The organism is Corticicoccus populi (assembly GCF_042686195.1).
Classification (GTDB): Bacteria; Bacillota; Bacilli; order Staphylococcales; family Salinicoccaceae; genus Corticicoccus; species Corticicoccus populi.
In genome coordinates this window covers 1,306,787-1,331,429 of record NZ_JBHUOQ010000001.1, presented here as the reverse complement: position 1 = coordinate 1,331,429, position 24,643 = coordinate 1,306,787, and the positions used below count along the sequence as shown (strand labels likewise).

Here is a 24,643-nt window from a genome sequence, read left to right as displayed (position 1 = left end):
CACAAAAATACTTGAAAAGTAATCTCTAAATCGCTAATATTAGTTATGATATTATTGTAATTAATATTAGCGGTCTTATTTTTGACTATACCATATAATTAATTTAGGAAAAGGTGACAGTTCAATGAGTTTTGAAAGAAAGAAAGTTCTTGTACTAGGTGCTGGATACGCTGGGTTACAGACAGTTTCAAAGTTGCAGAAATTAATTGGCTTCCAAGATGCAGACATTACATTAATCAATAAAAACGAATATCACTATGAAGCGACATGGCTTCATGAAACAGCGGCAGGCACAATCAACTGGGAAGATGGAACATATCCAATCAGTAAAGTAGTTGATGCTCAGAAGGTTAAGTTTGTACCTGCTGAAGTGACTGCGATTCATAAAGATGAGAAGCGTGTAGAAACGAATCAGGGCGACTTTGAATTTGACATTCTTGTTGTAGCTCTCGGATTTGAAAGTGAAACATTCGGTATTCCGGGTATGGAAGAGCATGCACAGTCCATCGTGAATCCACAGACTGCATCAGCGGTTCGTAAAGAAATCGAAGAGAATTTTGCGAACTATAAACAGTCCGGTGATGACAACGATCTTTCAATTCTTGTAGGCGGAGCAGGATTCACAGGAATAGAATTCCTTGGTGAACTTGTTGAAAGTCTTCCGGAACTGACTAAAAAGCACAAAATTGATTACAACAAAGTAAAAGTAACTTGTGTTGAAGCAATGCCTTCTATGCTGCCGATGTTCCCTGAACATTTAGGGAAGTATGCACAGGAATACCTTGAAAAACGCGGTGTGGAATTCCTGATCGGTACACCGATTGTTGCAACAAATGAAAAAGGTTTTGTTGTTAAACAGAATGATACTGAAAAGCAGCTTGAAGGAAATAACGTCATCTGGACAGCAGGTGTACGCGGTTCAAGACTGATGGAAGCATCATTTGACGGTGTTAAACGCGGACGTATTGTAACGAAGCAGGACCTGACAATTGAAGGGTATGACAATATCTTCGTTATCGGTGACGTTGCAGCTGTGATGAACGGTGAAGGTGCGGATGCAAGACCTTACCCGACAACTGCACAGATTGCAATGCAGCTCGGTGAGCATACAGCGAAAAATATCAAATTGAAATTAGAAGGCGAAAAGCTTAAATCTTTCAAATATGATGATAAAGGAACAGTATGTTCTTTAGGTTCAAGTGATGGTATCGGTATTGCACTCGGACGTGAAATCAAAGGTAAAAAAGCAGCGTTCATGAAACGTGTAATCGATTCAAGAGCAATCTTTAAAATCGGCGGACCGTTCCTTGCGTACTCAAAAGGTAAATTATTTTAATAGATTGATGATATAACAACGGCATGGGCATATAAGTGCCCATGCTTTTTTTGGAGGCACAACACATGGCAATTATTGTTCAGTTAATAGTATCCATGCTGCTTTTCTTTGTCTTGTTTTACGGCATTAGTTTTATTTTAAACATGATACTTAAAGTGACATGGCTGATGGCATTTGTCTATCCGTTCATCGTAATTTTTTTAATGGACGGCATATCAACATACGCCTACATTACAAATCCGGGAGAATCATTCAGTGCAGCATGGGAAGGCATTATTAATTTGTCACTGCCTGACATTTTAATGCTTGGAAGCGGATTTGTGGGAATCATCGCAGCGGGATACACAATCCGTTATTTGCGAAAAGCCGGATATCAAATGTTCTAGGAGGGATGATAGGATGGAATTTAATTACTCGGAAAGATACGAAGCGGTAGAAGGACCGATTATTATCGGGCTGCCTAATAACTTATCTGATATTCCTTCAGTGGAAGAAATGGATATTTTATTAAACGGGCAGTTGAAAGATTTAGTAGAGAATAAAATACTGGAAACATCTTTTGGAGAAATTTCAACGACAGCTGTGATGATTCAGACGGAAATTAAAAAAGTGGTTACTGTCGGTCTCGGAGACTCATCTGCTGTAACGATTAAAAAACTTCACCAGCTGTTCGGGAAAATCTTTAAATATTTAAAACGCACAAAAACATCATCGTGCCAGTTTATGCTGGAATCCTTCCCGCTTCCTGAAAAGAGAGCGGAAGCACTCGGTTATATGTCACAGGTCAGTACATATGAGTTCAGCAATTATAAACAGGATAATGAAGCACCGCCGGTACTTTCTGTGACAGTCGTTACTGAAGGTGACATATCAGATGATACAGTACAGGGACAGGTGATAGGTGAAGGCGTCAATATATCACGCGATATTGCTGAAACACCGCCGAATTTTATGACACCAAAAGCGTTCTCTGAATATATTATTGATCTATTCAAAGAATCAGAACATGTGACCGGTGAAGTGAAAACACATGAGGTGCTTGAAGAAGAAGGCTACGGTTTAATTACAGCGGTCGGCAAAGGGTCTGTAAACAAGCCGAGGCTTGTGACTGTGGAATACAAACATCCGGATGCCCGCGACCATAAGCCTGTTGCGTTAGTCGGCAAAGGGATTACTTATGATTCAGGCGGTTATTCCATTAAATCAAAAACGGGAATGCCTGAAATGAAATATGATTTATGCGGCGGGGCGAATGTGACTGGAATGCTTTATGCAATTGTGAAGCTCGGTCTGCCGGTACACGTTGTAGGTGTCATTGCACTTGCTGAAAATATGATTGACGGTAATGCAATGAAGCCGGATGATGTATTTAAAGCATACAGCGGTCACACTGTAGAAGTAAAAAATACAGACGCAGAAGGACGCCTCGTGCTTGCTGATGCGGTCTTCCATGCATCACAGTATTCGCCAAGCGTGATATTGGATTTTGCGACACTGACAGGCGCAGTGATTGCTGCGATCGGTGCAGAACGGACGGGTGTATTTACGAATAAAGACCAGCTCCTGCTGTCACCGGTATTTGACTTTGCCGAAGAGTTAGGTGAGTCGCTTTGGAGACTGCCGCTTGATGAAGTAGAGGAAAAGAAAGTGAAATCGTCAAAAATTGCAGACTTTACCAACCATGTTGAAAGTCAGGGCAGAGCTTCATTTGCCGCAGGTTTTATTAAACAGTTTGCAAACGGAACCCCGTGGATGCATTTTGATATTGCAGGTACTGCAACCACCGGCAGGGAAACTTCTTTCAGCCCTGCAGGGCCGACGGGTGTTCACATCCGTACAATTGTAAAGTATCTGGAGAGTGAATATGCCACGAGAAAATAATGAACATACAGGACTGATTGGTCTTCTTGATATCGAAATAGTTAATGAGGAACCTGGCAGGATGGTCATGAAGATGCCGGTCACTGAAAAGGTACTTCAGCCGTTCGGCTACCTGCACGGCGGTGCGAATGTCGTACTTGCAGAGACCGCAGCATCCTTAGGGGCGGCGCGTCTGATTAAAGATGATGAGATTACATTCGGCATGGAAATTAACGCCAATCATATTTCTACTAAAAAGGACGGCGTGCTGTATGCTGAAGCAGAAGTACGTCACCAGGGCAGAAGTACTCAAGTATGGAATATTGATATTACAGATGAGAACGATGCACTTGTATGTGTATCAAGATGTACAATGGCAGTTAAAAAGAAAAGATAAAAAAGCATCGCGCAAATTTGCGCGATGCTTTTTTCAATATAAATTAATCTTCAACGTCATCTTCAACATCAGTACCTGTTTCATCACGTCTTAACTCGTTAAGCACAGTGAGTTTATAAGGTTCTACGTCGGCGTGGAAGGCACTTCTTGAAAGCATATGACCGCTGACCGGTGCAGTAATTAAAATAAATACAGCAGCAAGCAGAATCTGCGAATCAATCTCGCCTTTGACATACCAGAAATAGAAGAAGGTACCGAGCATCAGCATAATGACACCGAGTGTTGCTCCTTTTGTTGCTGCATGTAAACGGGAATACATATCAGGAAGACGCACAATACCAATCATTGAAAATGATGTGACCAGCGATCCGCCAAGTAAAAGGATTGAGATGAGGCTAGTCATCAAGATCTCTATCATCATGAATAAGCACATTCCTTTCCAGATATTTCGCAAATGCAACAGTTGAGATGAATGCCAGTGCACCGATTAAAAGAATAACAGCAACATATTGTGCAGTACCAACCATGACAGAAATTAAAGCAATCATCCCCATCAGCATTACACCAAAAGTATCGAGTGCTACAAGTTTATCATGGAGTGACGGTCCCTTAATCATTCGGAAAATCAGCCCGGCTAAAGAGATGGACAGAATAATGAGACTGAGAATCACAACGATATCTAATACAGTAGTCATGGTTTAGCCACCTCTTTTATAACATCTTCAAAGTTTTTCTTGATTTCATTAATATATTCATCAGCATCGACTAAATCAATACCATGAATGTACAGGACAGAAAAATCGTCGGAAATTGCGACAATCACTGTACCTGGTGTGAGCGAGATAAGAGCAGACAACAGAGATACTTCCCATTCTTCTTCTAAATCACAAGGATAAGCAAAGAAACCGGGGTGAATATCTATTTTCGGGGACAAGATGATTTTAAACAAATCATAATTTGCCTTAATCATTTCCCAGATAAATATAAAAAATAATTTAATGATAAAGTAAAATCTCCGCAGATAGAATGTACCCGGGAAAAACCGGCGCATCATATAAATAGGGAGAATACCTATAATATAACCTGTAAGCAATGTACCCAGATTAAGTTCCGAAACAGTCAGAACCCATAAAAATGCGAGAATAATGTTAACTAAAATTTGTAATGCCATTTAATCTACCTCCACTAAAATACTGGAATAAGTGGATGGATCATAAAGAGATTGTGCAGCCATTTCAAACAGCGGATATAATGTGTCCGCACATAATCCAAAGACGACTGCTAATATAACCATCGCAAATGATGCAAATAAAATTTTATCATACTTAATCGGCTTTAATTTTGTAAAATCCATTTCCTCTCCCCAGAATACCATGATAAATATTCTGATTACAGAGTAGAGGACAGCGAGACTCGAAACTAATACGATAATTGCTGAAATAATATGACCATTCAGAATTAAAGATTGAACGATATAAAACTTTCCGTAAAATCCTGATAAAGGCGGTACACCTGCAAGTGCCAGAGTTGCGATTAGGAACATCCAGCCTGTCCAGGGATGGACTTTTATCAGCCCGCCGGTATTTTCTGCACGTGTATGACCGGTTCTGTAAATAATAAATCCAATCAGCATAAACAATGCTGCTTTAATAATCATATCGTGTACTAAATAGTATAATGCTCCGATAGAGCCTGTTTGATCCATCATGGATAAACCAAGAACAATGACACCGACAGCAATAATAATATTATAAATCAGCACTTTCTTCATATCAGTATAAGCTATTGCACCAATACTTCCCATTATAACGGTTGCTGCGGCAAGCATCATCAGCATTTGATGTGTGAAAGCAATGTTATCAATAAAGAAGAGAGAGTACGTTCTCGCTATTGCATAAATACCGACTTTTGTCAGCAGAGCACCGAACAGCGTTAATATCGGCATCGGCGGTGCGTAATATGAGCCGGGCAGCCAGAAGTAAAATGGGAACAATCCGGCTTTTGCAGCGAATACGAGAAGAAATACAACTGAGATGATACTGATTACAGCAAGGTTACCTTCATAACCGCTCAGTTTATTGTGAATATCTGCAAAGTTTAAAGATCCGACAACCGAGTACAGATAAGCAACAGCAAGAACAAAGAAATTCGATGCGATCACGTTAATTAACAGGTATTTAAACCCTTCCTGCACTTGAATCTTCGTGCCGCCGAGTGTAATTAAAACATATGAGGCCAGTAAAAAGACTTCAAAGAAAACAAACATATTAAATATGTCACCCGTTGAAAATGCACCGATTACACCTGAAATCATAAACATAACCATTGGATAATAATAGTATCGTTCGCGATCCTTTCCAATAGTCTGGAAAGAGTATATTACAACCGCCAAAGTAACCAGTGAGGTTGTTAAAATGAGAAGCGCTGAAATCATATCGATTACAACATTTATTCCGTAAGGTGCTTCCCAGTTACCAATAGATGTAGCAAGTACACCGTTATGATATACCATATAGACAAGAATTAAACCTGTAAGAACCATTAGAACACTGGTCAGTGCAGCAATAATACGCTGTGCAAATATTTTTTTTCTGCCGACAAAGAGCATGACGACACCGAAAAAGAACGGAATAACAAAACCAAGTGTTAATAATATATCAATCATCCTCAGGCACCCCCTTCATCTCTTCTACGTTGTCAGTACCGAGTTCTTTATATGTGCGGATGGCAACAACGAGCATGTAGGCTGTTAATGCAAATGAAATAACAATAACAGTTAAAAGCATCGCCTGCGGCAGAGGGTCTGCATAACTTTCAACACCGTCTTCTAATACCGGGATACTTCCGCGTTTCAACTGTCCCATGGATAGAACCATCAGGAGAATAGCGTGGGTCAAAATGTTAGTTCCCACAACAATTCTAATTACACTTTTTGAGAGCATCAGATAGACAGAAGCACCGACTAAAATTCCGGCTAATATAATAATTATAATTTCCATTACTATTTTTTGCCTCCTAATTCACCAGCTGCTAAAAGTATAATGATTAAAACTGTTGCACCTGCAACTGTCAGGTACACACCTAAATCGAAAAACATAGCCGTATGAATCGGGATCTCACCGAATACAGGAAGGTGAATATAAGTGTGCTGGTGCGTAAAGAACGGTTCACCGAACAGGAATAAAAGTCCGGGAACGACAATTGCAATTGCAAGACCGATATAAATGATCGTTCTGAAGTCTACCTTTAACATGTCACCAATAATTTTTCTGTCAAAGGCAACAAGTAAAAGAATAATACTCGCTGCACACAGGAGTCCTCCGACAAAGCCGCCTCCCGGCGTATAGTGTCCGGCGAAAAACAGATTGATTGAGTACATCATGATAATCAAGAAAACCACTTTAGCAGTGAACTGCAGAAAGACGTCATTCATCTGTTTGTGAACTTTATTATATCCGGCTTTTTTAAGTGTGCTCTTCATCGTTATCACCCTTTCTGTTTACTCTGAATTTCAATAGAACATAAATTCCGAGACCGGCAATACCAAATACCAGTGTTTCAAATAAAGTATCGAGCCCACGGAAGTCAACAAGAATGACGTTAACCATGTTTCCGCCGGCCGCGAGATCATATACATGTTCAATATGATATTCACTGACCGATTCAAATATCCGGTCGGAATATGCAGCAAGACCGATAATGATTGTAATCAGTCCGACACCTGCCGAAATCAGGAAGTTGTTTAATTTAAACCGCATACGCTCTTCATGACGTGCTCTTTTCGGAAGATAGAAGAAGCACAGCAGGAATAATATAGTCAGTATGGATTCAACAGCAAGCTGAGTTAATGCCAGGTCCGCAGAGCGGAATAAGATGAACAGAATAGATACGGAAAATCCGATGGCACTGAGCATCACGATAGTAACAAGTCTGGATTTCGTAAACATTATTGTAATAGTGGCTGCAATAATAATCAGCACAATCAGTACGTCTTCTATACCAACCGGCGCAACATCTGAAAAATCAAAGCGAAGTCCGGCATTGTAGAATGTAATGGCAGACAGGGCGATGAAGCCGATGAAAATATAGAAAATGTATGTTCTGATATAGCCGGTCATATAAGAGTCGGTTAATTTTTTTGCACCGATACTTGAATAGATAAGTCCCTGATCATATAAATAGTTTAAAGTGAAATTTTCACTCTGCAGTTTATATACAGGCATCCATGCATGGCGGAATATATACATAATTAATCCGAATGAGATAATTGCAACTGTTGCCCACAGTGCAGGAGAATCAAATCCGTGCCAATGATAGATGTTTGTGTTAAGTGCCTCAGTCGTATTTAAAATCCCCATTGCTGCAGGATCGATAATTGACTGTGACAAAATATTCGGCCAGAGCCCGATAATGATGACGAAAGCAGTCAGGATTATCGGAGAGATGAGCATGAGCATCGGTGCTTCATGCGGTTCTTTTGGTGTATCATGTGTTCTCTTACCGAAGAATACACCTCTGAACAATATGATTGAATAGACGAGAGTAAAAATACTTCCTACAATTGCAAGAATCGGGAACAAGATATGAAAATCTGCAATCGCACTGAAGCCGGACTCTCTTAAATCAATGATTGCTTCAAGAAACATTTCTTTGGAGAGGAAACCGTTAAACGGTGGAATTCCTGCCATTGAAAGCGATGTGATAATCGTTAAGGTCATTGAAACAGGCATCAGGCCTGCGAGACCGCCGAGTTTTTTTAGGCTTCTTGTGCCTGTCTCATGGTCGATAATACCGACAAGCATGAATAGTGCACCTTTAAATGTTGCGTGATTGATTAAATGGAAGACAGCTGCAACAACTGCAATGGTAAACAGTGTTTCATCTGCACCCGTTGATACAGCGAGTGCACCGGCACCAAGAAGCGACATGATTAAACCGAGCTGGGAGACTGTTGAGAAGGCGAGAACACCTTTTAAGTCATCCTGCTTAACAGCATTGAATGCTGCCCAGAATAAAGTAAACAGGCCGACAAGAAGTACTGTCCATACCCAAAGCTCTGAGAATGCAAAAAGCGGTGTAAAACGGGCGACAATATAAAGTCCTGCTTTAACCATAGTTGCTGAGTGAAGGTATGCACTGACAGGCGTCGGTGCCTCCATTGCATCCGGAAGCCAGATATAAAACGGGAACTGTGCAGATTTAGTAAATGCACCGAACAGTATCAGGATAATCGCAAGCGGCGCGAGAGAGCTGTCCGCTATTAACGGCATTGATGAAATCATCTCTCTGATACTTAGAGTCCCTGTAATTGTATACAGTGTGATAAATCCGCCTAGCATCAAGAATCCGCCGAACATTGTGATGAGCATAGATTTTTGTGCTCCGTACAGCGAACGTTCTTTTTTATGCCAGAAAGCGATTAAGAGGAAACTTGAAATAGAAGTCAGTTCCCAAAATAGATAAAGCATGATGACATTGTCATTTAAGACCACACCAAGCATTGCGGTCATAAAAATTAACAGGTACACATAAAAATTTCCAAGGTTCTCTTTTTGAGACAGATAACCTATGGAATACAAGACAACTAATGCACCTATGCCGGAAATTAAAATTGCAAATAACAGTCCGAGACCGTCAACATAAATGTCAAAATTAATACCAATTCTCGGCATGAAATTAAGAGTTTCATGAATTGCACCGGATTGGCTGATGGTTGGGATGAGTGTAAATAAATAGATAACTATAAAAAGTGGAACTGGTAAAACAAACCAACCGAGATGAATTTTCTTATAATAATGATAGAGTATACCGATAATTACCGCTGCAATTAACGGTAACAATACAGCAAGGTGTATTAACGTCAAACGATTTTCCTCCTTATTAAAATTTGCACATTATATCTAAAATTATACACCAATGAACTTTTGAAATAAATGAATTAGAATTGATATTTTGCAAGTTAATGTAGTAATATGTACTGGAAGACCGTATTTCGACACAAAATTATCACAAAATTTCAGTGTTGGAATTGAAATTTTTGAAATTATTAGGAGGACTTTTTTATGACTTATCGTCAGTTGACAAAAGATATTGGTGAAAATGAAGTAAAGGCAGTATTCAAGACAAACCACGGTGATGTCACTGTGAAGTTATTCAAAGATATTGCACCAAAAACTGTAGAGAACTTTGTAACTCATGCAGAGAACGGCTACTATGACGGCCAGATTTTCCATAGAGTCATCAAAGATTTCATGATTCAGGGCGGAGACCCTACAGGTACCGGCATGGGCGGTGAAAGTATCTGGGGCGGTTCATTTGAAGATGAATTTTCAAGAGAAGCATTCAACTTAAAAGGTGCATTGTCTATGGCCAATGCAGGTCCCGGAACAAACGGCAGTCAGTTCTTTATTGTACAGCTCAGTGAAGTACCGGCACAGATGCTCGGTCAGCTTGAAGGTGCAGGATACCCGAAAGAAATCATAGAAGCATACACTGAAAACGGCGGGACACCTTGGCTTGATCAGCGTCATACAGTATTCGGGCATGTCGTTGAGGGTCTCGATATTGTAGATGAAATTTCAAAAGTTGAGACTGGTGCACAGGATAAGCCTGTTGAAGATGTCGTGATTAATACGATAGAAATTTCAAAATAATTATAATTAAGGCGCATGCCCGGAAAAGGGTATGCGCTTTTTTTGTGAAAATGTAAAAGCGTTTTATTAAAAAAATGGTAAAAAAATGCTCACAAAATGGTCATTATTAAGGCGTCACAGTACTTATTAGTTTGCTATAATCTATCCGTAAAGGTGAGTGATTAACCATGATGGAATTTCTATATTTCCCGGATGATAAAACAGAATACATTCCGGCGTTTATCGCGTTGGCAGTTTGTATTGTGGTGGCATATCTTGTGTTCCGCTGGATTCGTTCCTACTCGAAGTCACAGGAGCAGAAGATGAAAAACTTTGAAGAAGAAGTCATGAAAAAGTTTGAAGAGGATAATTCCGACGACCGGCACAAATAATGTTGTACTAATGGCGGTCAGAGTCAGATATTAGAAGCTGTATCATATACTGACTTTTACAACTGTTGTATTTGTACATAATAAATAGCACTCCACTTCAGGATATGGTAAAATAGCATGTGTATATTACTAGTCTTAAAAGTGGGGTAATACCGTGACAAAAAAATACCGAAAAGACCAGTTCGTTAAAGTGAAGGTAACCGGTATCCAGCCTTACGGCGCTTTTGTCAAGACCCCTGATAACCAGGAAGGGCTCATCCATATTTCAGAAATTATGAATGATTACGTTCATGATATTAATCAGTTTTTAACAAAAGGACAAATTGTAAAAGCGAAGATATTGAGTGTAGATAATGACGGAAAACTCAATTTCACTTTAAAAGACAATGAGTATTTTAAAAATGAAGAACGAAAAAGAGACCGGCGCTCAGTTCTTGAACAGATTAAAGAAACTGAGAAATATGGTTTTGAGACAATCAGGCAAAAGCTGCCTCAATGGATTCGAGAAGGTAAGGCGCGGATGCGTAAATAAGCACTTAAAACGGCTTTTTTGTTAGACCTGCATAAAAAATGCAGGTTTTTTTATTTATTTTTTAAACGAATATATATACATCGTTTTATGCACTCAGATGAATAGAGTCTACTCGCTGTTATATTGTCGAATGTGATTTAAACATAATTATCCGATAATTTGTATACGGTTTCAAATGGACATGATGATTATATTAAAGGATAATGAAATAGTTCAATATAAAGCTTGAAAAAGTGTCAGGAAACAGGCATTATATTTGTTAGAGCATTCTTATTATTCAAGGAGGATCAGAAAATGATACCATACAGACATGAACCGTTCACGGATTTCTCAAAAGAGGAAAACCGTAAAAAATTAGATTCAGGACTGGAAACAGTCAGTGAATATTTAGGCAAAGAATATCCATTAATTATAAATGGTGAAAGAATTTATACAGAAAAGAAGCTGGAGTCTTATAATCCGGCGCAGAAATCAGAAACAATCGGTTATATGTCACAGGCGGGCAGAGAAGATGCAGACCGTGCGATGGAAGCGGCAAAAGAAACATTTAAAACATGGAGAAAGCATTCATTTGAATTTCGTTCAGATGTATTGTTCAAGGCAGCTGCGATTATCCGTAAACGTAAATTTGAATTTTCCGCATTACTGGTAAAAGAAGCAGGTAAACCATGGAATGAGGCTGATGCAGATACAGCAGAAGCGATTGATTTCCTTGAATATTACGGTCGTAAACAACTGGAGCTTAAAGATGGTGCATATGTTGAATCACGTCCTGGTGAATACAATCAGTTCAACTACATCTCCTTAGGAGTGGGTCTTGTTATCTCTCCATGGAACTTTGCGTTCGCAATCATGGCCGGTACAACTGCAGCAGCACTTGTAACTGGAAACACAGTATTGTTGAAACCTTCTTCAAGAACACCGATTGTAGCGTATAAATTTATCGAAGTGCTGGAAGAAGCAGGGATGCCTGCAGGCGTTGTGAACTTTATTCCGGGATCTTCAAGAGATATCGGCGATTATCTTGTGGAGCACAAAGATACTGCATTTATTTCTTTCACAGGTTCAAGAGATGTCGGTGTCAGCATTTATGAAAAAGCTGCCAAAGTACAGGACGGTCAGGTGAACTTAAAGCGTGTCATTGCTGAAATGGGTGGTAAAGACACAATTGTTGTAGACTCTGATGCAGATTTGGAACTTGCGGCAGATTCAATTGTTAAATCTGCATTTGGTTTCAGCGGACAGAAATGTTCTGCATGTTCACGAGTGATTGCACTTTCGGACATTCATGATGAGCTTCTTGAAAAAGTAGTTGCCAAAACTAAAGATTTGACTGTCGGAAACCCTGAATCGGATATTTATATGGGTCCTGTCATTGATGATGCATCATTAGAAAAAATTGAGAAGTACATTGAAATCGGTAAACAGGAAGGTAAGCTTGAAATCGGCGGAACAACTGACAATGAAACAGGTCATTTTGTGAATCCGACTGTATTCTCAGGACTTAAGCACAATGACCGTGTCATGCAGGAAGAGATTTTCGGTCCTGTGGTTGGTTTTGCTAAAGCAGATAACTTTGATCAGGCAATTGAATTTGCTAATGATACTGATTATGGTCTGACTGGTGCAGTCCTCACGAAAAACCGTGCCCATATTGAACAGGCACGTGAAGATTTCCATGTCGGAAACCTTTACTTCAACCGCGGATGTACGGGTGCAATTGTTGGTTATCAGGCATTCGGCGGCTTCAAAATGTCTGGTACGGATTCTAAAGCAGGCGGCCCGGATTACTTACTTCTGCATATGCAGGGTAAAACAACTTCAGAAATGCTATAATCAAATTGTATAAATAAAAAACGGCAGGTTTCTTTATTCCTGCTGTTTTTTAAAATAAATATTTATCTAAATTAAGAAGGGAAGATATTATGACAAAATCAACTGAAATTATTGAACAGACAAATCAATATGGTGCTCCGAACTATCTGCCTTTACCGATTGTTATCGCTGAAGCAGAAGGTGTATGGGTAACAGATCCGGAAGGTAACAAGTACATGGATATGCTGAGTGCATATTCTGCAGTGAACCAGGGGCACAGACACCCGAAAATCATTCAGGCATTAAAAGATCAGGCAGACCGTGTAACGTTGACTTCACGTGCATTCCACTCAGACCGCCTCGGTCCATGGTATGAAAAAATCTGTAAGCTTTCAGGCAAAAATATGGCACTGCCGATGAATACTGGTGCTGAAGCGGTTGAAACTGCAGTAAAAGCTGCGCGCCGCTGGGCATATGATGTTAAGGGCGTTGAAGATAACAAAGCAGAAATTATTGTGATGAATCAAAACTTCCACGGTAGAACGCTTGTACCTGTATCAATGTCTTCAGAAGCAGAATACAGAAGAGGTTACGGCCCGCTCGTTGACGGCTTTAAACTTGTTGATTTTGGTGATATCGATCAGATTAAGGAAGCTGTGAATGAAAATACTGCAGCCGTTCTGCTTGAGCCGATTCAAGGTGAAGCAGGAATTAATATTCCACCGCAGGGCTTCTTAAAAGCAGTCAGAGAAGTGTGTGATGACAACAATGTATTGTTTATTGCTGATGAAATCCAGGCAGGTCTCGGCCGTTCCGGTAAATTATTCGCAACAGACTGGGATGAAGTAACACCTGATATGTATATTCTCGGTAAAGCTCTCGGCGGCGGCGTATTCCCGATTTCTGTTGTTCTTGCAGATGAAGATATTCTTAGTGTCTTTACAACAGGTTCACACGGATCGACATTTGGCGGGAACCCACTCGCATGTGCAGTGTCTGAAGCAGCACTTGATGTTTTAATTGATGAAAACTTAATTGAACGTTCCCAGGAACTTGGAGAATATTTCAAGGCGGAATTAGAGAAAATCGACAGTGATAAAATCAAAGAAGTCAGAGGACGCGGTTTATTCATCGGTGTAGAACTGAATGAATCTGCACGTCCGTACTGTGAAGCTCTGAAAGAAGAAGGTATTCTCTGTAAAGAAACGCATGACACAGTCATCCGTTTCGCACCACCACTTATTATCGAAAAAGAAGATCTTGACTGGGCAATTGAAAAAGTGAAGTCAGTCATAGAGAAATAAGCTTTTCAAAACGTTCTAATATGGTACAATTAACATTGAAAACAGTTTCATAAAAGAGGCGGATATAAATGTCAGATAAAACTAATCTAGTAACTTCTACTCAGGCGATAATCCATGAAGCTTTAGAAAAGCTGGGTTTTGATGATGGAATGTATGAGTTGATTAAAGAACCGTTAAGAGTGCTTAAAGTACGTATTCCAATACGTATGGACGACGGCTCGGTAAAAGTGTTTACCGGCTATCGTGCACAGCATAATGACGCAGTTGGTCCTACTAAAGGCGGTGTGCGTTTCCACCCGGATGTAAACGAAGAAGAAGTGGTCGCACTATCAATGTGGATGACGTTAAAAGCAGGTATTGTTGACCTTCCGTACGGCGGAGGCAAAGGCGGTATCGTCTGTGATCCGCGTGAAATGAGCATCGAGGAAGTTGAGAGACTCTCAAGAGGTTACGTGCGTGCGATTTCTCAGTTCGTTGGTCCGAGTAAAGATATTCCTGCACCGGACGTGTTTACAAACTCACAGATTATGGCATGGATGATGGATGAGTACAGTATGCTCGATGCATTTAATTCACCGGGATTTATCACTGGAAAGCCGTTGGTTCTCGGCGGTTCCCAGGGGCGTGACCGTGCGACAGCAATGGGTGTTGTTCTTTGTCTTGAGCAGGCAATGGAAAAACGCGGCATGAAATTTGAGGATGTCCGTATTGTTATCCAGGGCTTCGGTAATGCCGGTAGTTTCCTGTCAAAAATTCTTTATGACCGCGGTGCTAAAATTGTCGGCATTTCTGATGCGAATGGTGCACTTCATGATCCGGATGGTCTTGACATTGATTATCTTCTTGACCGTCGTGACAGCTTTGGTATGGTAACAAACTTATTTGATGATGTTCTTTCCAACAAAGAATTGTTCGAACTTGACTGTGATGTTTTAATTCCTGCAGCAATTGCCAACCAGATTACTGAAGAAAATGCAGATAGAGTTAAGGCGGAAATTATTTGTGAAGCAGCAAACGGTCCGACAACTAAAGAAGCAACACAAATTCTCACTGAAAACGGTAAACTGCTCGTACCTGATGTTCTTGCATCAGCAGGCGGTGTGACTGTATCCTATTTTGAGTGGGTACAGAATAACCAGGGCTACTACTGGGATGAAGAAGAAGTGAATGAAAAACTTGAAGTGAAGCTTAAAAAAGCATTTAATGAAATTTATGATCTTCATGAAAAAAGACAGATTGATATGCGTTTAGCTGCGTATATTATCGGTCTAAAACGTACAGCCGAAGCAGCGAGATACAGAGGTTGGGCTTAATAATCAGAAAACTGCACACTGGTGGTGTGCAGTTTTTTTTATGTTTAAAAAATCTGAGAGAGCGGGTATACATGGAAATAAATTCGAGAAAAAGGAGTCTTCTTGAAAATGTATGATGATTTGAAAGATAAAGTAGTTGTTATTACCGGAGGTGCAAGCGGAATCGGCCGTTCTTTTGCCGAATCATTCGGCAGAGAAAAGGCGAAAGTTGTGGTGAATTACCGTTCTGATAATCATAGTAATGAGCTGAGAGAAATAAGAGAAGTTATTGAAAGTGCCGGCGGTGAGATGATTGAAGTTCAGGGAGATGTATCTGTAGAAGAGGATGTCGTCAATCTGATTCAGACGGCGGTTGGTCAGTTCGGCACACTTGATATTATGATTAATAATGCCGGCTTTGAAAAACCGATACCGTCACACAAGATGTTACTGGCAGAGTGGAACAAGGCGGTGGATGTTAATCTGACGGGTGCGTTTATTGGTGCAAGGGAAGCGGTGAATCAGTTCCTTAAAGAAGACAAGAAGGGGATTATACTAAATACTTCCAGTGTTCATGACACTATTCCATGGCCGAATTATGTAAATTATGCAGCGAGTAAAGGCGGGCTCAAACTGATGATGGAAACCATGTCTATGGAATATGCACAGTACGGTATACGTATTAACAATATTTCACCGGGAGCAGTTGTCACCGAGCATACTAAAGAAAAATTTTCTGATCCAGCAACCCGTGATGAAACTTTAGAAATGATACCTGCAAGAGAAATCGGAACACCTCAACAGGTCGCAAATGTTGCATTGTTTTTAGCATCCGTCGTTTCCAGTTATATTCATGGAACGACAATATATGTGGACGGCGGTATGACCAATTACCCGGCATTCATGGGCGGTAAAGGGTAAGCAGCTTGAATTTATAACTAAAACTGGAAAAGGGACTTGGTGAATATCAGCTTCCTTTTCATACGTTTAAAATACAGGTGTCATAAATTTTACTATATTGACCGAAAAAAGATATTTACTTTTAACTGATATGATTATACGATTACTTTCATAATACAATGCGAGGAGGTCTGTAATGAAACGAAAATCAATACAATGGTTATTTACAGCTCTGGCTGCTTCAATACTATTATTCATTATTATTGATTACGCAGCAGCCCAATGGAATATGTCTGAGGGACATGATGTTAATGCGGTTGATGATGAAGGGAATATAAAAATTGCGGCAGTAGGTGACAGTATCACCTATGGTTCAGGCCTGTCAGCTGATGAGACGTATCCGGTAATGTTGTCTCATATGCTCGGGAATGATTACTGGGTTCGAAATTACGGCGTCCGCAGTCATACAGCCATGAGTAGTGCCAACCTCCCGTATATCAATAGTCCTGAATACCAGGAAAGTCTGAGATTCCACCCGGATATCGCCTTAATAATGCTCGGTACGAATGACTCAAAAAATATAAACTGGAATGGTCCGGTACAATTCAGGGAAGAATATGAAACACTGATAGATACGTATGTATCCAATAACCCGGACACAAGAATATATTTAATGACCCCGCCGAAAGCATTTAACATTCCTGAGGCAGAGGGTCATATAGATGACAGCAACGTTAATGAAATTGTACAGGTTGTGGAGGATATTGCAGCAGACAGATCTTTTGATTTGATTGATATCCATCAGTTATCACTCGGTAACAGTCAGTGGTTTGACAGAGACGGTATTCATCCTGACAAAGAAGGCGCAAGAGCCATTGCTGAAGAAGTATACAGAACGCTTGGCTTGGAACAGTAGAATATTGAACTGCCGCATCCACTTTGCCGGGTGCGGTTTTTAAATGTGTTGAATTTTTGAGATGAGCTCAGAAAACTGAGTGGGTCAATGCGGGAGTTTCGGAGGTAATCAAAGAAATGAATCACACAAAACTCTTTCAACACCATCATTCACTTAATTATTTGAATTTTTAGTGTAATTAAGGGTTGCATTATTAAAAGAAGTGTACTATTATAAATAACAATTCATTATAAATATGATTTTTCGAAGAAGAGTAGCTGTTTGATTGGTTACAGAGAATGAGTGGCTGGTGGGAACTCATGCAATCTTTCAAGTGAATGGACTTCGATATGAACCGGGATTTAGTGTTCCGGCGTTTAACCGGCGTTATTCGGGCTTTCAGCAGATTATACTGCTGTAGACAAAGCAGAGTGGAAAGCATATATTTATGCATTCAATAAAGGTGGCACCGCGGCTCCCCGTCCTTTCTATAATTTATAGAGCAGGATGGGGAGTTTTTTAATTAAATAAGACACTTTTACAGAGTAAGTACAATGATACACCAGTGTGACAGGGAGCCGTGAAACTGAGACGCGGTACACAGGTATGATTGGAATGGGCCTGTAGTATAAGTGACGGCGGCGTACCGTTATCAACGTGTAAAGTGAGATAAACATCATGTTTATCTAATAGAGGTGGCACCGCGGATTTCCGTCCTCCATGAGTCGATACGGCTGATGGAGGGCGTTTTTTATTACAAAATTTTGGAGGAATGAACAATGATTCAATCAATTACAGATACAGTTGAAGACACAGTGTACCCATATATTATTAAAGTATCGCAAAAAGAAGATTTAACATATGATGAAATGTACCAGGCATTTGATATTGTGCTGAACGGCGGTGCGTCGGACAGTGAAATCGCATCGCTTCTTACCGGCCTCAAAAATAAGGGGGAGACGGTGGAGGAAATTACAGCGCTTGTTTCAGTATTGAAGAGTCACGCAGCATCACTGCCCGACCATATTGAAGGCGTAATTGATAACTGCGGCACCGGCGGAGATGGTTCAGGCAGTTTCAATATCTCGACAACATCTGCTTTTGTGATTGCGGGAGCTGGTGTAAAAATTGCGAAACACGGGAATAAGAGTGTGACGAGTTTAACCGGTTCTTCTGATGTACTGACAGCACTTGGCATTAAAATAGATTACTTTCCGGAAAAAGTCGAAAAGCAGTTAAATGATATCGGTGTTTGCTTTTTATTCGCACCACAGGTTCATCCGAAGATTAAACAGATTATGAAAGTGAGAAAGGATTTATCCGTACCGACGATTTTTAATATGATCGGCCCGTTAATCAATCCGGTCAATCTGGATTATCAGTATCTTGGTGTATACAAGCGCAGTCAGGTGGAAACGATGGCTGAAGTATTAAATGCACTCGGCCGTAAAAGGGCGGTGGTGGTGAACGGGGCAGGCTACATGGATGAAGCCAATTTATCAGGTGAAAATCATATTGCTGTCTTAAAAGACGGCAACGTCGAGTCAACAGTATTATCCCCGAAGGATCTCGGACTTTCTTCATACAGTATTGAAGATTTAAGAGGCGGAGACGGTGAAACGAACAGAGACATTCTTTTGAATATACTTGAAAATAAAGCCACTCCGGCACAAAAAGATACAGTGATATTAAATGCAGGTATCGCATTATTTGTAGCGGAGAAGACGGCGACGATTAAAGAAGGAATCATACTCGCAAAAGAGAGTATTGAATCCGGAAAAGCAAAAGAGAAACTTGATTTACTGATTGAATACACAAAGGAGCCGGTGCAATGACGATTTTAGATGATATAGTAGAAGTGAAAAAAAGACAGCTTGAATCATATCCTGAGGAGATTAAAACCATTGAACGGACACCCGTCCCTTTTAAAGTAAAGGCAGAAGCGGACGGAACACTCGGTATCATCAGTGAAATTAAACGAGCGTCACCTTCAAAAGGCGATATCAACCCGGGAATCTCACCCGTATTTCAGGCAGAACAGTATGTGTCGGGCGGAACAACTGCCATCAGCGTGCTGACTGAGACGGATTATTTTAAAGGCTCGCTCGATGACTTGCAGGCGGTAAAGCAGGCAGTCGATGTACCGGTTTTAAATAAAGATTTCATCATCGATCAAAGGCAGATTGCAAAAGCCTATAATCACGGTGCAGATATTATCCTTTTGATAGCAGCAATTCTTTCGGATGAAGAGATGAAGTCACTTTATGACTATGCATCCGAATTGAATCTTGAATGTATTGTAGAGGTTCATGATGAAGAAGAGATGAAACGTGCGCTGAAGCTTCAACCTGAAATTATCGGAATCAACAACCGTAACTTAAAAACGTTCGAAGTTGACTTAAAAACGACTGAAACGCTGCTCGAAAAATACAATCATCCGGGTATCTTATTTATCGGGGAGAGCGGCATTAAGACAGAATCCGATGCCGTCCGTATGTCGAAAGCGGGTGCCGGCTGTCTTCTAGTCGGAGAAACATTGATGCGTGACAATACACCAGCTGAAGTCATCCGAAAATTGAAGGTGGCAAAACATGACTAAAGTAAAAATATGCGGAATGAAAACCATTGAAGACGTTAATAATGCCGTGAAATACGGCGCTGACTTTATCGGGTTTGTTTTTGCACCGAGTAAGCGCCAGGTGACTGCAGAAACTGTTAAAGAAATTCTCGGCAGTGTCAGTCTGTACGGTACAAAGACGGTCGGTGTTTTTGTGAATCCTTCAAAAGCGGAACTGGCGGAGATTCTTAAAACCGTACCGCTTGATTACATTCAGCTGCACGGTGATGAAACAAAAGCATTTACGGAACGCTTAAACCATAAAGTAATCAAGGCGTTTCCAAGCAATTCAGAATTGTCATATGAAGAAAAATTCAGCTATCCGGCGGATTTCATTTTAATCGACAGTCCGAGAGAGAAGTATTACGGCGGCAGCGGAAGGGTGTTTGACTGGGCAGAGATTGATTTTGATGCAGTGGATCAAAGTCGTTTTGCGCTTGCCGGCGGCCTCAATGAGAATAATGTCCGGGGAGCAGTTGTAAAGGCATGTCCTGCCCTTGTGGATACTTCAAGCGGAGTGGAAACTGACGGTGTAAAAGATCCTGTGAAAATTAAAAGATTCATTGAAGAAGCTAAAGGAGAGATATAAATGGGAGTATCGTATAATTTCCCCGATGAAAAAGGGAAGTACGGTGTGTACGGCGGTAAATTTGTACCTGAAACATTAATCGGTGCACTAAAAGAACTTGAGGACGAATATAAAAAAGCATTGAAAGACCCTCAGTTTCAGGAGGAGCTGGATGTTTATTTAAAGCAGTATGTCGGCCGTGAAACGCCACTTTACTATGCGAACAGTTTAACAAAACATGTCGGCGGTGCAAAAATTTATTTAAAGCGTGAAGACTTAAATCACACCGGTGCACACAAAATTAATAATACAGTCGGCCAGGGACTTCTTGCGAAGCGCATGGGTAAAAAAAGAATTATTGCAGAAACCGGTGCGGGACAGCATGGTGTCGCGACTGCGACAATTTGTGCCAATCTCGGTATGGAATGTATTATTTTTATGGGTAAAGAAGATGTGAGACGTCAGGAATTGAATGTATTCAGAATGGAACTGCTCGGCGCAAAAGTTGTCAGCGTTGACCAGGGACGCGGTACACTCAAAGATGCGGTCAATGAAACGCTCCGCTACTGGGTGGCGAATGTAGATGATACGCATTATATTCTCGGTTCGGTACTGGGACCACATCCATTTCCGCAGATTGTCAGAGACTTTCAAAGTGTCATCGGCAGTGAAACAAAGTCACAGATTACTGCATTTGAAGGGCGTCTGCCGGATACTGTAGTGGCATGTATCGGCGGCGGCAGCAATGCGATGGGAATGTTTTATCCATTTATTGAAGATGAAAGTGTTGAGCTCGTTGGAGTGGAAGCTGCAGGAAAAGGGCTTGATTCATTATATGCAGCATCTATCGCAAAAGGCCGTGTCGGTATTCTGCACGGTGCGAAAATGCATCTCCTCCAGGATGATAATGGACAGATAGAAGAGGCGTATTCTGTATCTGCGGGACTGGATTATCCGGGTATCGGACCTGAACACAGCCATCTTCATGATATCGGCCGGGTGAATTATGTATCATGCAGTGACACAGATGCGCTCGATGCATTTAAACTTCTGTCTCAGAAAGAAGGCATTATTCCGGCGCTTGAAAGTTCTCATGCCGTATCAGAAGCTGTAAAGATTGCGAAAGAGAAATCTCCTGATGAAATTGTCGTCGTGTGTCTGTCAGGACGCGGTGATAAAGATGTCAGCGAAGTAAAGCGTATATTAGGAGGCGTAACGGATGAGTAAGGAAAAGATTAAACAGACTTTCAGCCGGTTGAATAAAAATAATGATAAAGCATTTATTTCCTACATTATGGGTGGTGACGGCGGCCTCGATCAACTGAAAAATCAGATTCAGCTGCTTCAGGATTCAGGAGTGGATGTGATTGAAATCGGCATTCCGTTTTCAGATCCCGTCGCAGACGGTCCTGTGATACAGGAGGCGGCGCTCCGTGCACTTTCCGACAATGTCTCGTTAAGAGATATCCTGAATCAGTTAAAAGAAATCAAAGACGAAGTGCACGTGCCGCTCGTAATTATGACTTACATTAATCCGCTTCTGACACTCGGCTATGAGGCGTTTTCAAAAGAAGCGGCTGAAGCGGGCGTCAGCGGTGTTATCATCCCCGATGTGCCGTATGAAGAAGAAGATGAAATCAAGGATTATTTAACAGATGCGGATATTGCGCTCATCAGACTGATTACTCTGACCAGCGACGAAGAACGTATAAAGACTTTAACGAAAGATGCCGAGGGCTTTATTTACGCAGTGACAGTGAAGGGGACGACCGGCGGTCGTGTGGAGTACGGTGAAGATACTTACGCACTTTTGGAAAAAATTAAATCTGTGTCGGATGTCCCGGTCTGTGCAGGCTTTGGTGTATCGAGCCGGGAGATGGCGGAGAAATTGTCCCGTCATACGGACGGTGTGATTGTCGGCAGTAAAATTGTTGATTTACTACATCAAAAGAAGTTTGATGATATTAAGCACCTCATCCCCGAAAAAACAACTTCTTAATGACATTTTGATGATATAGTTGATATTTGACGGTAACATTCACTACAATAGATATGAACTTAATCGATTTAATGGAGGATATTTAAAGATGACACATGTAACTTTTGATTACAGCAACACAAAATCTTTTTTAAGTGAAGACGAACTTTCAGTACTTTCGCCATTTGTAAATACGGCGCATCAGATGATTCATGACAAAACCGGTGCGGGCAGTGACTTTTTAGGATGGGTGGACCTTCTTGAAAATTACGACCGTGAAGAATTCGCACGCATTAAGAAAGCGGCTGCGAAAATTAAAAATGATTCTGAAGTTTTAGTTGTCATCGGCATTGGCGGCTCGTATCTCGGGGCGAAGGCGGCACTTGAAATGTTAACCCCTAAATTTAAAAATGATAAAGGTGTGCCTGAGGTTATCTTTGTCGGACATCATTTATCCAGTCATTACATCAATGAACTTAAAAATTATCTCTCGGATAAAGATTTTTCAATCAATGTCATCAGTAAGTCAGGCACGACGACAGAACCTGCAGTGGCTTTCCGTATCTTCAAGCAGCTGATTGAAGAAAAATATGAAGACCCGACAGACCGTATTTATGTTACAACGGATAAAGAAAAGGGTGCCTTGAATCAGCTCGGGCGTGACAAAGGTTACGAGATGTTTGTGGTGCCGGATGATGTCGGCGGGCGTTATTCTGTGCTGACTGCAGTGGGGCTTCTGCCGATTGCTGCAGCTGATATTGATATTGACGAGATGATGAAGGGTGCCAAAAGTGCACAGGATGATTTAAATGAGCCGGAACTTGATAAAAATCCGGCGTACCAGTATGCTGTTACGAGAAATATCCTGCACAGAAAAGGCTTTGACGTTGAAATGCTGGTCAACTACGATGACCGTCTTCAATATTTCGGTGAATGGTGGAAACAGCTTTATGGTGAAAGTGAAGGGAAAGACAACAAAGGTATCCTGCCGCACAGCGCGAACTTCACCACAGATCTTCATTCCCTCGGGCAGTATATTCAGGAAGGTAAAAGGAGCCTGATGGAAACTGTGATTGAAGTGGAGACACCGCTCAGTGACGCGAACATTGAGAAGGATGATCTGGACCTTGACGGGTTGAATTATCTTGTCGGCACATCAGTGGACGAAGTGAATAAAAAAGCAATGCAGGGAACGATTCTTGCACATGTAGACGGCGGGGTTCCGAATATGGTTGTGAAGATTCCTAAGTTCGACAGTTATACTTTCGGCTACCTGGTATATTATTTTGAAATCGCATGTGCGTTAAGCGGTTATCTTCTCGGAGTCAATCCGTTCAACCAGCCGGGAGTTGAAGCATACAAGAAAAACATGTTTGCACTTCTCGGTAAGGCGGGCTTTGAAGACTTAAGAGAACAATTAAATGACAGATTAAAGTAAAAACTATATAATAATATTAATGCTGGGCTATATTTTTTAATTAAAATATAGCCTTATATATTATTGTGAGGTTATGATTATTGGAGCGATTGATTGAATTATTAACCACCCGTGAAGGTTTGGAATATTTGTTTGAGCAGTTTGGTGATCTTGGTATCATTACGGGTCTTTTGCTTGTTGTGCTTGAAGCGTTTCTGCCGATTCTGCCTCTGTTTGCGATTGTAGTGATTAATATCAACTCTTTCGGTATTATTGTTGGTTTTTTAATCAGTTACGGCGGAACAGTTCTTGGAAGTTATCTGGTGTTTTTAGTAATCAGGTATTTTTTCAGAGCACGGGCGCAAAGATATATTATGAAACATGAAAAACTTCAGAGACTGTTAAAATTCATTGATGAACGCGGATTCTCTTTAATGTTTATATTTCTGGCGCTGCCTTTTACACCGACTGCGGTTGTTAATGTGGTTGCCGCCCTGTCGAACATTAAGAAAAAGGCGTATTTACTGATATTGATTGCGGCAAAACTGATTATGATATTATCGATGTCATTTGTCGGACATGATGTGACATCATTTTTTGAATCTCCGGTACGCTTGATTATCTCTTTAGTATTTTTAGTATTATTGTATTTATTCTCGAAATGGTACCAGAGCTATATCAACAGGAAAATTAAAAATTAGAGGTGTT

The 24,643-nt window shown here is 40.8% G+C and carries 26 protein-coding genes; 19 read left to right on the top strand and 7 right to left on the bottom strand.

What is annotated here, in order from left to right:
* Nucleotides 1–124 precede the first annotated feature (124 nt).
* The 4 genes from ACFSX4_RS06605 (at nucleotide 125) to ACFSX4_RS06590 (ending at nucleotide 3,593) form a co-directional block, all read left to right on the top strand.
* Nucleotides 125–1,336: an NAD(P)/FAD-dependent oxidoreductase gene (locus ACFSX4_RS06605; protein ID WP_377772780.1), complete on the top strand. Its 1,212-nt coding sequence runs from the start codon at nucleotides 125–127 to the stop codon at nucleotides 1,334–1,336.
* 65 nt (nucleotides 1,337–1,401) lie between these two features.
* Nucleotides 1,402–1,722, top strand: coding sequence for a YuiB family protein (locus ACFSX4_RS06600; RefSeq protein WP_377772778.1), 321 nt, complete (start codon nucleotides 1,402–1,404; stop codon nucleotides 1,720–1,722).
* A gap of 13 nt (nucleotides 1,723–1,735) precedes the next feature.
* On the top strand, nucleotides 1,736–3,217 hold the full coding sequence (locus tag ACFSX4_RS06595; protein WP_377772776.1) for a leucyl aminopeptidase: 1,482 nt from the start codon (nucleotides 1,736–1,738) through the stop codon (nucleotides 3,215–3,217).
* Nucleotides 3,201–3,593 (top strand): PaaI family thioesterase, encoded by a 393-nt coding sequence (locus tag ACFSX4_RS06590; RefSeq protein WP_377772774.1) that lies wholly within the window; start codon nucleotides 3,201–3,203, stop codon nucleotides 3,591–3,593. The genes ACFSX4_RS06595 and ACFSX4_RS06590 overlap by 17 nt, the downstream gene beginning before the upstream one ends.
* A 43-nt stretch (nucleotides 3,594–3,636) precedes the next feature.
* Here ACFSX4_RS06590 and mnhG read toward each other — a convergent pair whose 3' ends face one another.
* From mnhG to ACFSX4_RS06555, 7 genes are read right to left on the bottom strand one after another with little or no spacing between them, the layout of a single operon-like run.
* Entirely contained in the window at nucleotides 3,637–3,996 is a 360-nt protein-coding gene (mnhG, locus tag ACFSX4_RS06585) for a monovalent cation/H(+) antiporter subunit G (protein ID WP_377772772.1), read from the bottom strand.
* Nucleotides 3,989–4,288 carry a Na(+)/H(+) antiporter subunit F1 gene (locus ACFSX4_RS06580; protein ID WP_377772770.1) on the bottom strand — a complete coding sequence of 100 codons (300 nt, stop codon included), beginning with the start codon at nucleotides 4,286–4,288 and terminating at the stop codon, nucleotides 3,989–3,991. The genes mnhG and ACFSX4_RS06580 overlap by 8 nt, the downstream gene beginning before the upstream one ends.
* A complete protein-coding gene (locus tag ACFSX4_RS06575) occupies nucleotides 4,285–4,764 on the bottom strand; it encodes a Na+/H+ antiporter subunit E (RefSeq protein ID WP_377772768.1) in 480 nt (159 codons plus the stop codon). Before ACFSX4_RS06575 ends, ACFSX4_RS06580 begins: the two co-directional genes overlap by 4 nt.
* Complete coding sequence (locus ACFSX4_RS06570; protein ID WP_377772766.1) at nucleotides 4,765–6,258, bottom strand: Na+/H+ antiporter subunit D; 1,494 nt, start codon at nucleotides 6,256–6,258, stop codon at nucleotides 4,765–4,767. It abuts the gene before it with no gap.
* On the bottom strand, nucleotides 6,251–6,592 hold the full coding sequence (locus tag ACFSX4_RS06565; protein WP_377772764.1) for a Na(+)/H(+) antiporter subunit C: 342 nt from the start codon (nucleotides 6,590–6,592) through the stop codon (nucleotides 6,251–6,253). The genes ACFSX4_RS06570 and ACFSX4_RS06565 overlap by 8 nt, the downstream gene beginning before the upstream one ends.
* Nucleotides 6,593–6,594: 2 nt before the next feature.
* The gene (locus ACFSX4_RS06560; RefSeq protein ID WP_377772762.1) at nucleotides 6,595–7,074 is read right to left on the bottom strand and encodes an MnhB domain-containing protein; all 480 of its coding nucleotides are present in this window, start codon (nucleotides 7,072–7,074) and stop codon (nucleotides 6,595–6,597) included.
* Nucleotides 7,058–9,457, bottom strand: coding sequence for a Na+/H+ antiporter subunit A (locus ACFSX4_RS06555; RefSeq protein WP_377772760.1), 2,400 nt, complete (start codon nucleotides 9,455–9,457; stop codon nucleotides 7,058–7,060). Before ACFSX4_RS06555 ends, ACFSX4_RS06560 begins: the two co-directional genes overlap by 17 nt.
* Before the next feature lie 198 nt (nucleotides 9,458–9,655).
* Here ACFSX4_RS06555 and ACFSX4_RS06550 point away from each other — a divergent pair, with 198 nt between their 5' ends.
* The 15 genes from ACFSX4_RS06550 to ACFSX4_RS06480 all read left to right on the top strand — a co-directional run bounded on the left by ACFSX4_RS06550 (nucleotide 9,656) and on the right by ACFSX4_RS06480 (nucleotide 24,636).
* Complete coding sequence (locus tag ACFSX4_RS06550; RefSeq protein ID WP_377772758.1) at nucleotides 9,656–10,246, top strand: peptidylprolyl isomerase; 591 nt, start codon at nucleotides 9,656–9,658, stop codon at nucleotides 10,244–10,246.
* Between the two features lie 167 nt (nucleotides 10,247–10,413).
* Complete coding sequence (locus ACFSX4_RS06545; protein ID WP_377772756.1) at nucleotides 10,414–10,617, top strand: hypothetical protein; 204 nt, start codon at nucleotides 10,414–10,416, stop codon at nucleotides 10,615–10,617.
* 154 nt (nucleotides 10,618–10,771) lie between these two features.
* Nucleotides 10,772–11,149 carry a S1 domain-containing post-transcriptional regulator Ygs gene (gene ygs, locus ACFSX4_RS06540; protein ID WP_377772754.1) on the top strand — a complete coding sequence of 126 codons (378 nt, stop codon included), beginning with the start codon at nucleotides 10,772–10,774 and terminating at the stop codon, nucleotides 11,147–11,149.
* A 294-nt stretch (nucleotides 11,150–11,443) separates the two neighbouring features.
* Nucleotides 11,444–12,985, top strand: a complete 1,542-nt coding sequence (gene pruA / locus ACFSX4_RS06535; RefSeq protein WP_377772752.1) for an L-glutamate gamma-semialdehyde dehydrogenase — start codon at nucleotides 11,444–11,446, stop codon at nucleotides 12,983–12,985.
* An 89-nt stretch (nucleotides 12,986–13,074) separates the two neighbouring features.
* The gene (locus ACFSX4_RS06530) at nucleotides 13,075–14,268 is read left to right on the top strand and encodes an ornithine--oxo-acid transaminase (protein ID WP_377772750.1); all 1,194 of its coding nucleotides are present in this window, start codon (nucleotides 13,075–13,077) and stop codon (nucleotides 14,266–14,268) included.
* Between the two features lie 68 nt (nucleotides 14,269–14,336).
* Nucleotides 14,337–15,581: a Glu/Leu/Phe/Val family dehydrogenase gene (locus ACFSX4_RS06525; protein ID WP_377772748.1), complete on the top strand. Its 1,245-nt coding sequence runs from the start codon at nucleotides 14,337–14,339 to the stop codon at nucleotides 15,579–15,581.
* Nucleotides 15,582–15,689: 108 nt separating this feature from the next.
* On the top strand, nucleotides 15,690–16,481 hold the full coding sequence (locus ACFSX4_RS06520; protein ID WP_377772746.1) for an SDR family oxidoreductase: 792 nt from the start codon (nucleotides 15,690–15,692) through the stop codon (nucleotides 16,479–16,481).
* A gap of 175 nt (nucleotides 16,482–16,656) precedes the next feature.
* Nucleotides 16,657–17,376, top strand: a complete 720-nt coding sequence (locus tag ACFSX4_RS06515) for a GDSL-type esterase/lipase family protein (protein ID WP_377772744.1) — start codon at nucleotides 16,657–16,659, stop codon at nucleotides 17,374–17,376.
* 758 nt (nucleotides 17,377–18,134) lie between these two features.
* The gene (trpD, locus tag ACFSX4_RS06510; protein ID WP_377772742.1) at nucleotides 18,135–19,190 is read left to right on the top strand and encodes an anthranilate phosphoribosyltransferase; all 1,056 of its coding nucleotides are present in this window, start codon (nucleotides 18,135–18,137) and stop codon (nucleotides 19,188–19,190) included.
* Nucleotides 19,187–19,954: an indole-3-glycerol phosphate synthase TrpC gene (gene trpC / locus ACFSX4_RS06505; RefSeq protein ID WP_377772740.1), complete on the top strand. Its 768-nt coding sequence runs from the start codon at nucleotides 19,187–19,189 to the stop codon at nucleotides 19,952–19,954. Before trpD ends, trpC begins: the two co-directional genes overlap by 4 nt.
* On the top strand, nucleotides 19,947–20,561 hold the full coding sequence (locus tag ACFSX4_RS06500; protein ID WP_377772738.1) for a phosphoribosylanthranilate isomerase: 615 nt from the start codon (nucleotides 19,947–19,949) through the stop codon (nucleotides 20,559–20,561). Before trpC ends, ACFSX4_RS06500 begins: the two co-directional genes overlap by 8 nt.
* A complete protein-coding gene (gene trpB / locus ACFSX4_RS06495; protein WP_377772736.1) occupies nucleotides 20,562–21,767 on the top strand; it encodes a tryptophan synthase subunit beta in 1,206 nt (401 codons plus the stop codon).
* The gene (gene trpA / locus ACFSX4_RS06490; protein WP_377772734.1) at nucleotides 21,760–22,539 is read left to right on the top strand and encodes a tryptophan synthase subunit alpha; all 780 of its coding nucleotides are present in this window, start codon (nucleotides 21,760–21,762) and stop codon (nucleotides 22,537–22,539) included. Before trpB ends, trpA begins: the two co-directional genes overlap by 8 nt.
* 88 nt (nucleotides 22,540–22,627) lie before the next feature.
* Complete coding sequence (locus ACFSX4_RS06485) at nucleotides 22,628–23,956, top strand: glucose-6-phosphate isomerase (protein WP_377772732.1); 1,329 nt, start codon at nucleotides 22,628–22,630, stop codon at nucleotides 23,954–23,956.
* Nucleotides 23,957–24,036: 80 nt separating this feature from the next.
* The gene (locus ACFSX4_RS06480) at nucleotides 24,037–24,636 is read left to right on the top strand and encodes a TVP38/TMEM64 family protein (protein WP_377772730.1); all 600 of its coding nucleotides are present in this window, start codon (nucleotides 24,037–24,039) and stop codon (nucleotides 24,634–24,636) included.
* Nucleotides 24,637–24,643: the final 7 nt, after the last annotated feature.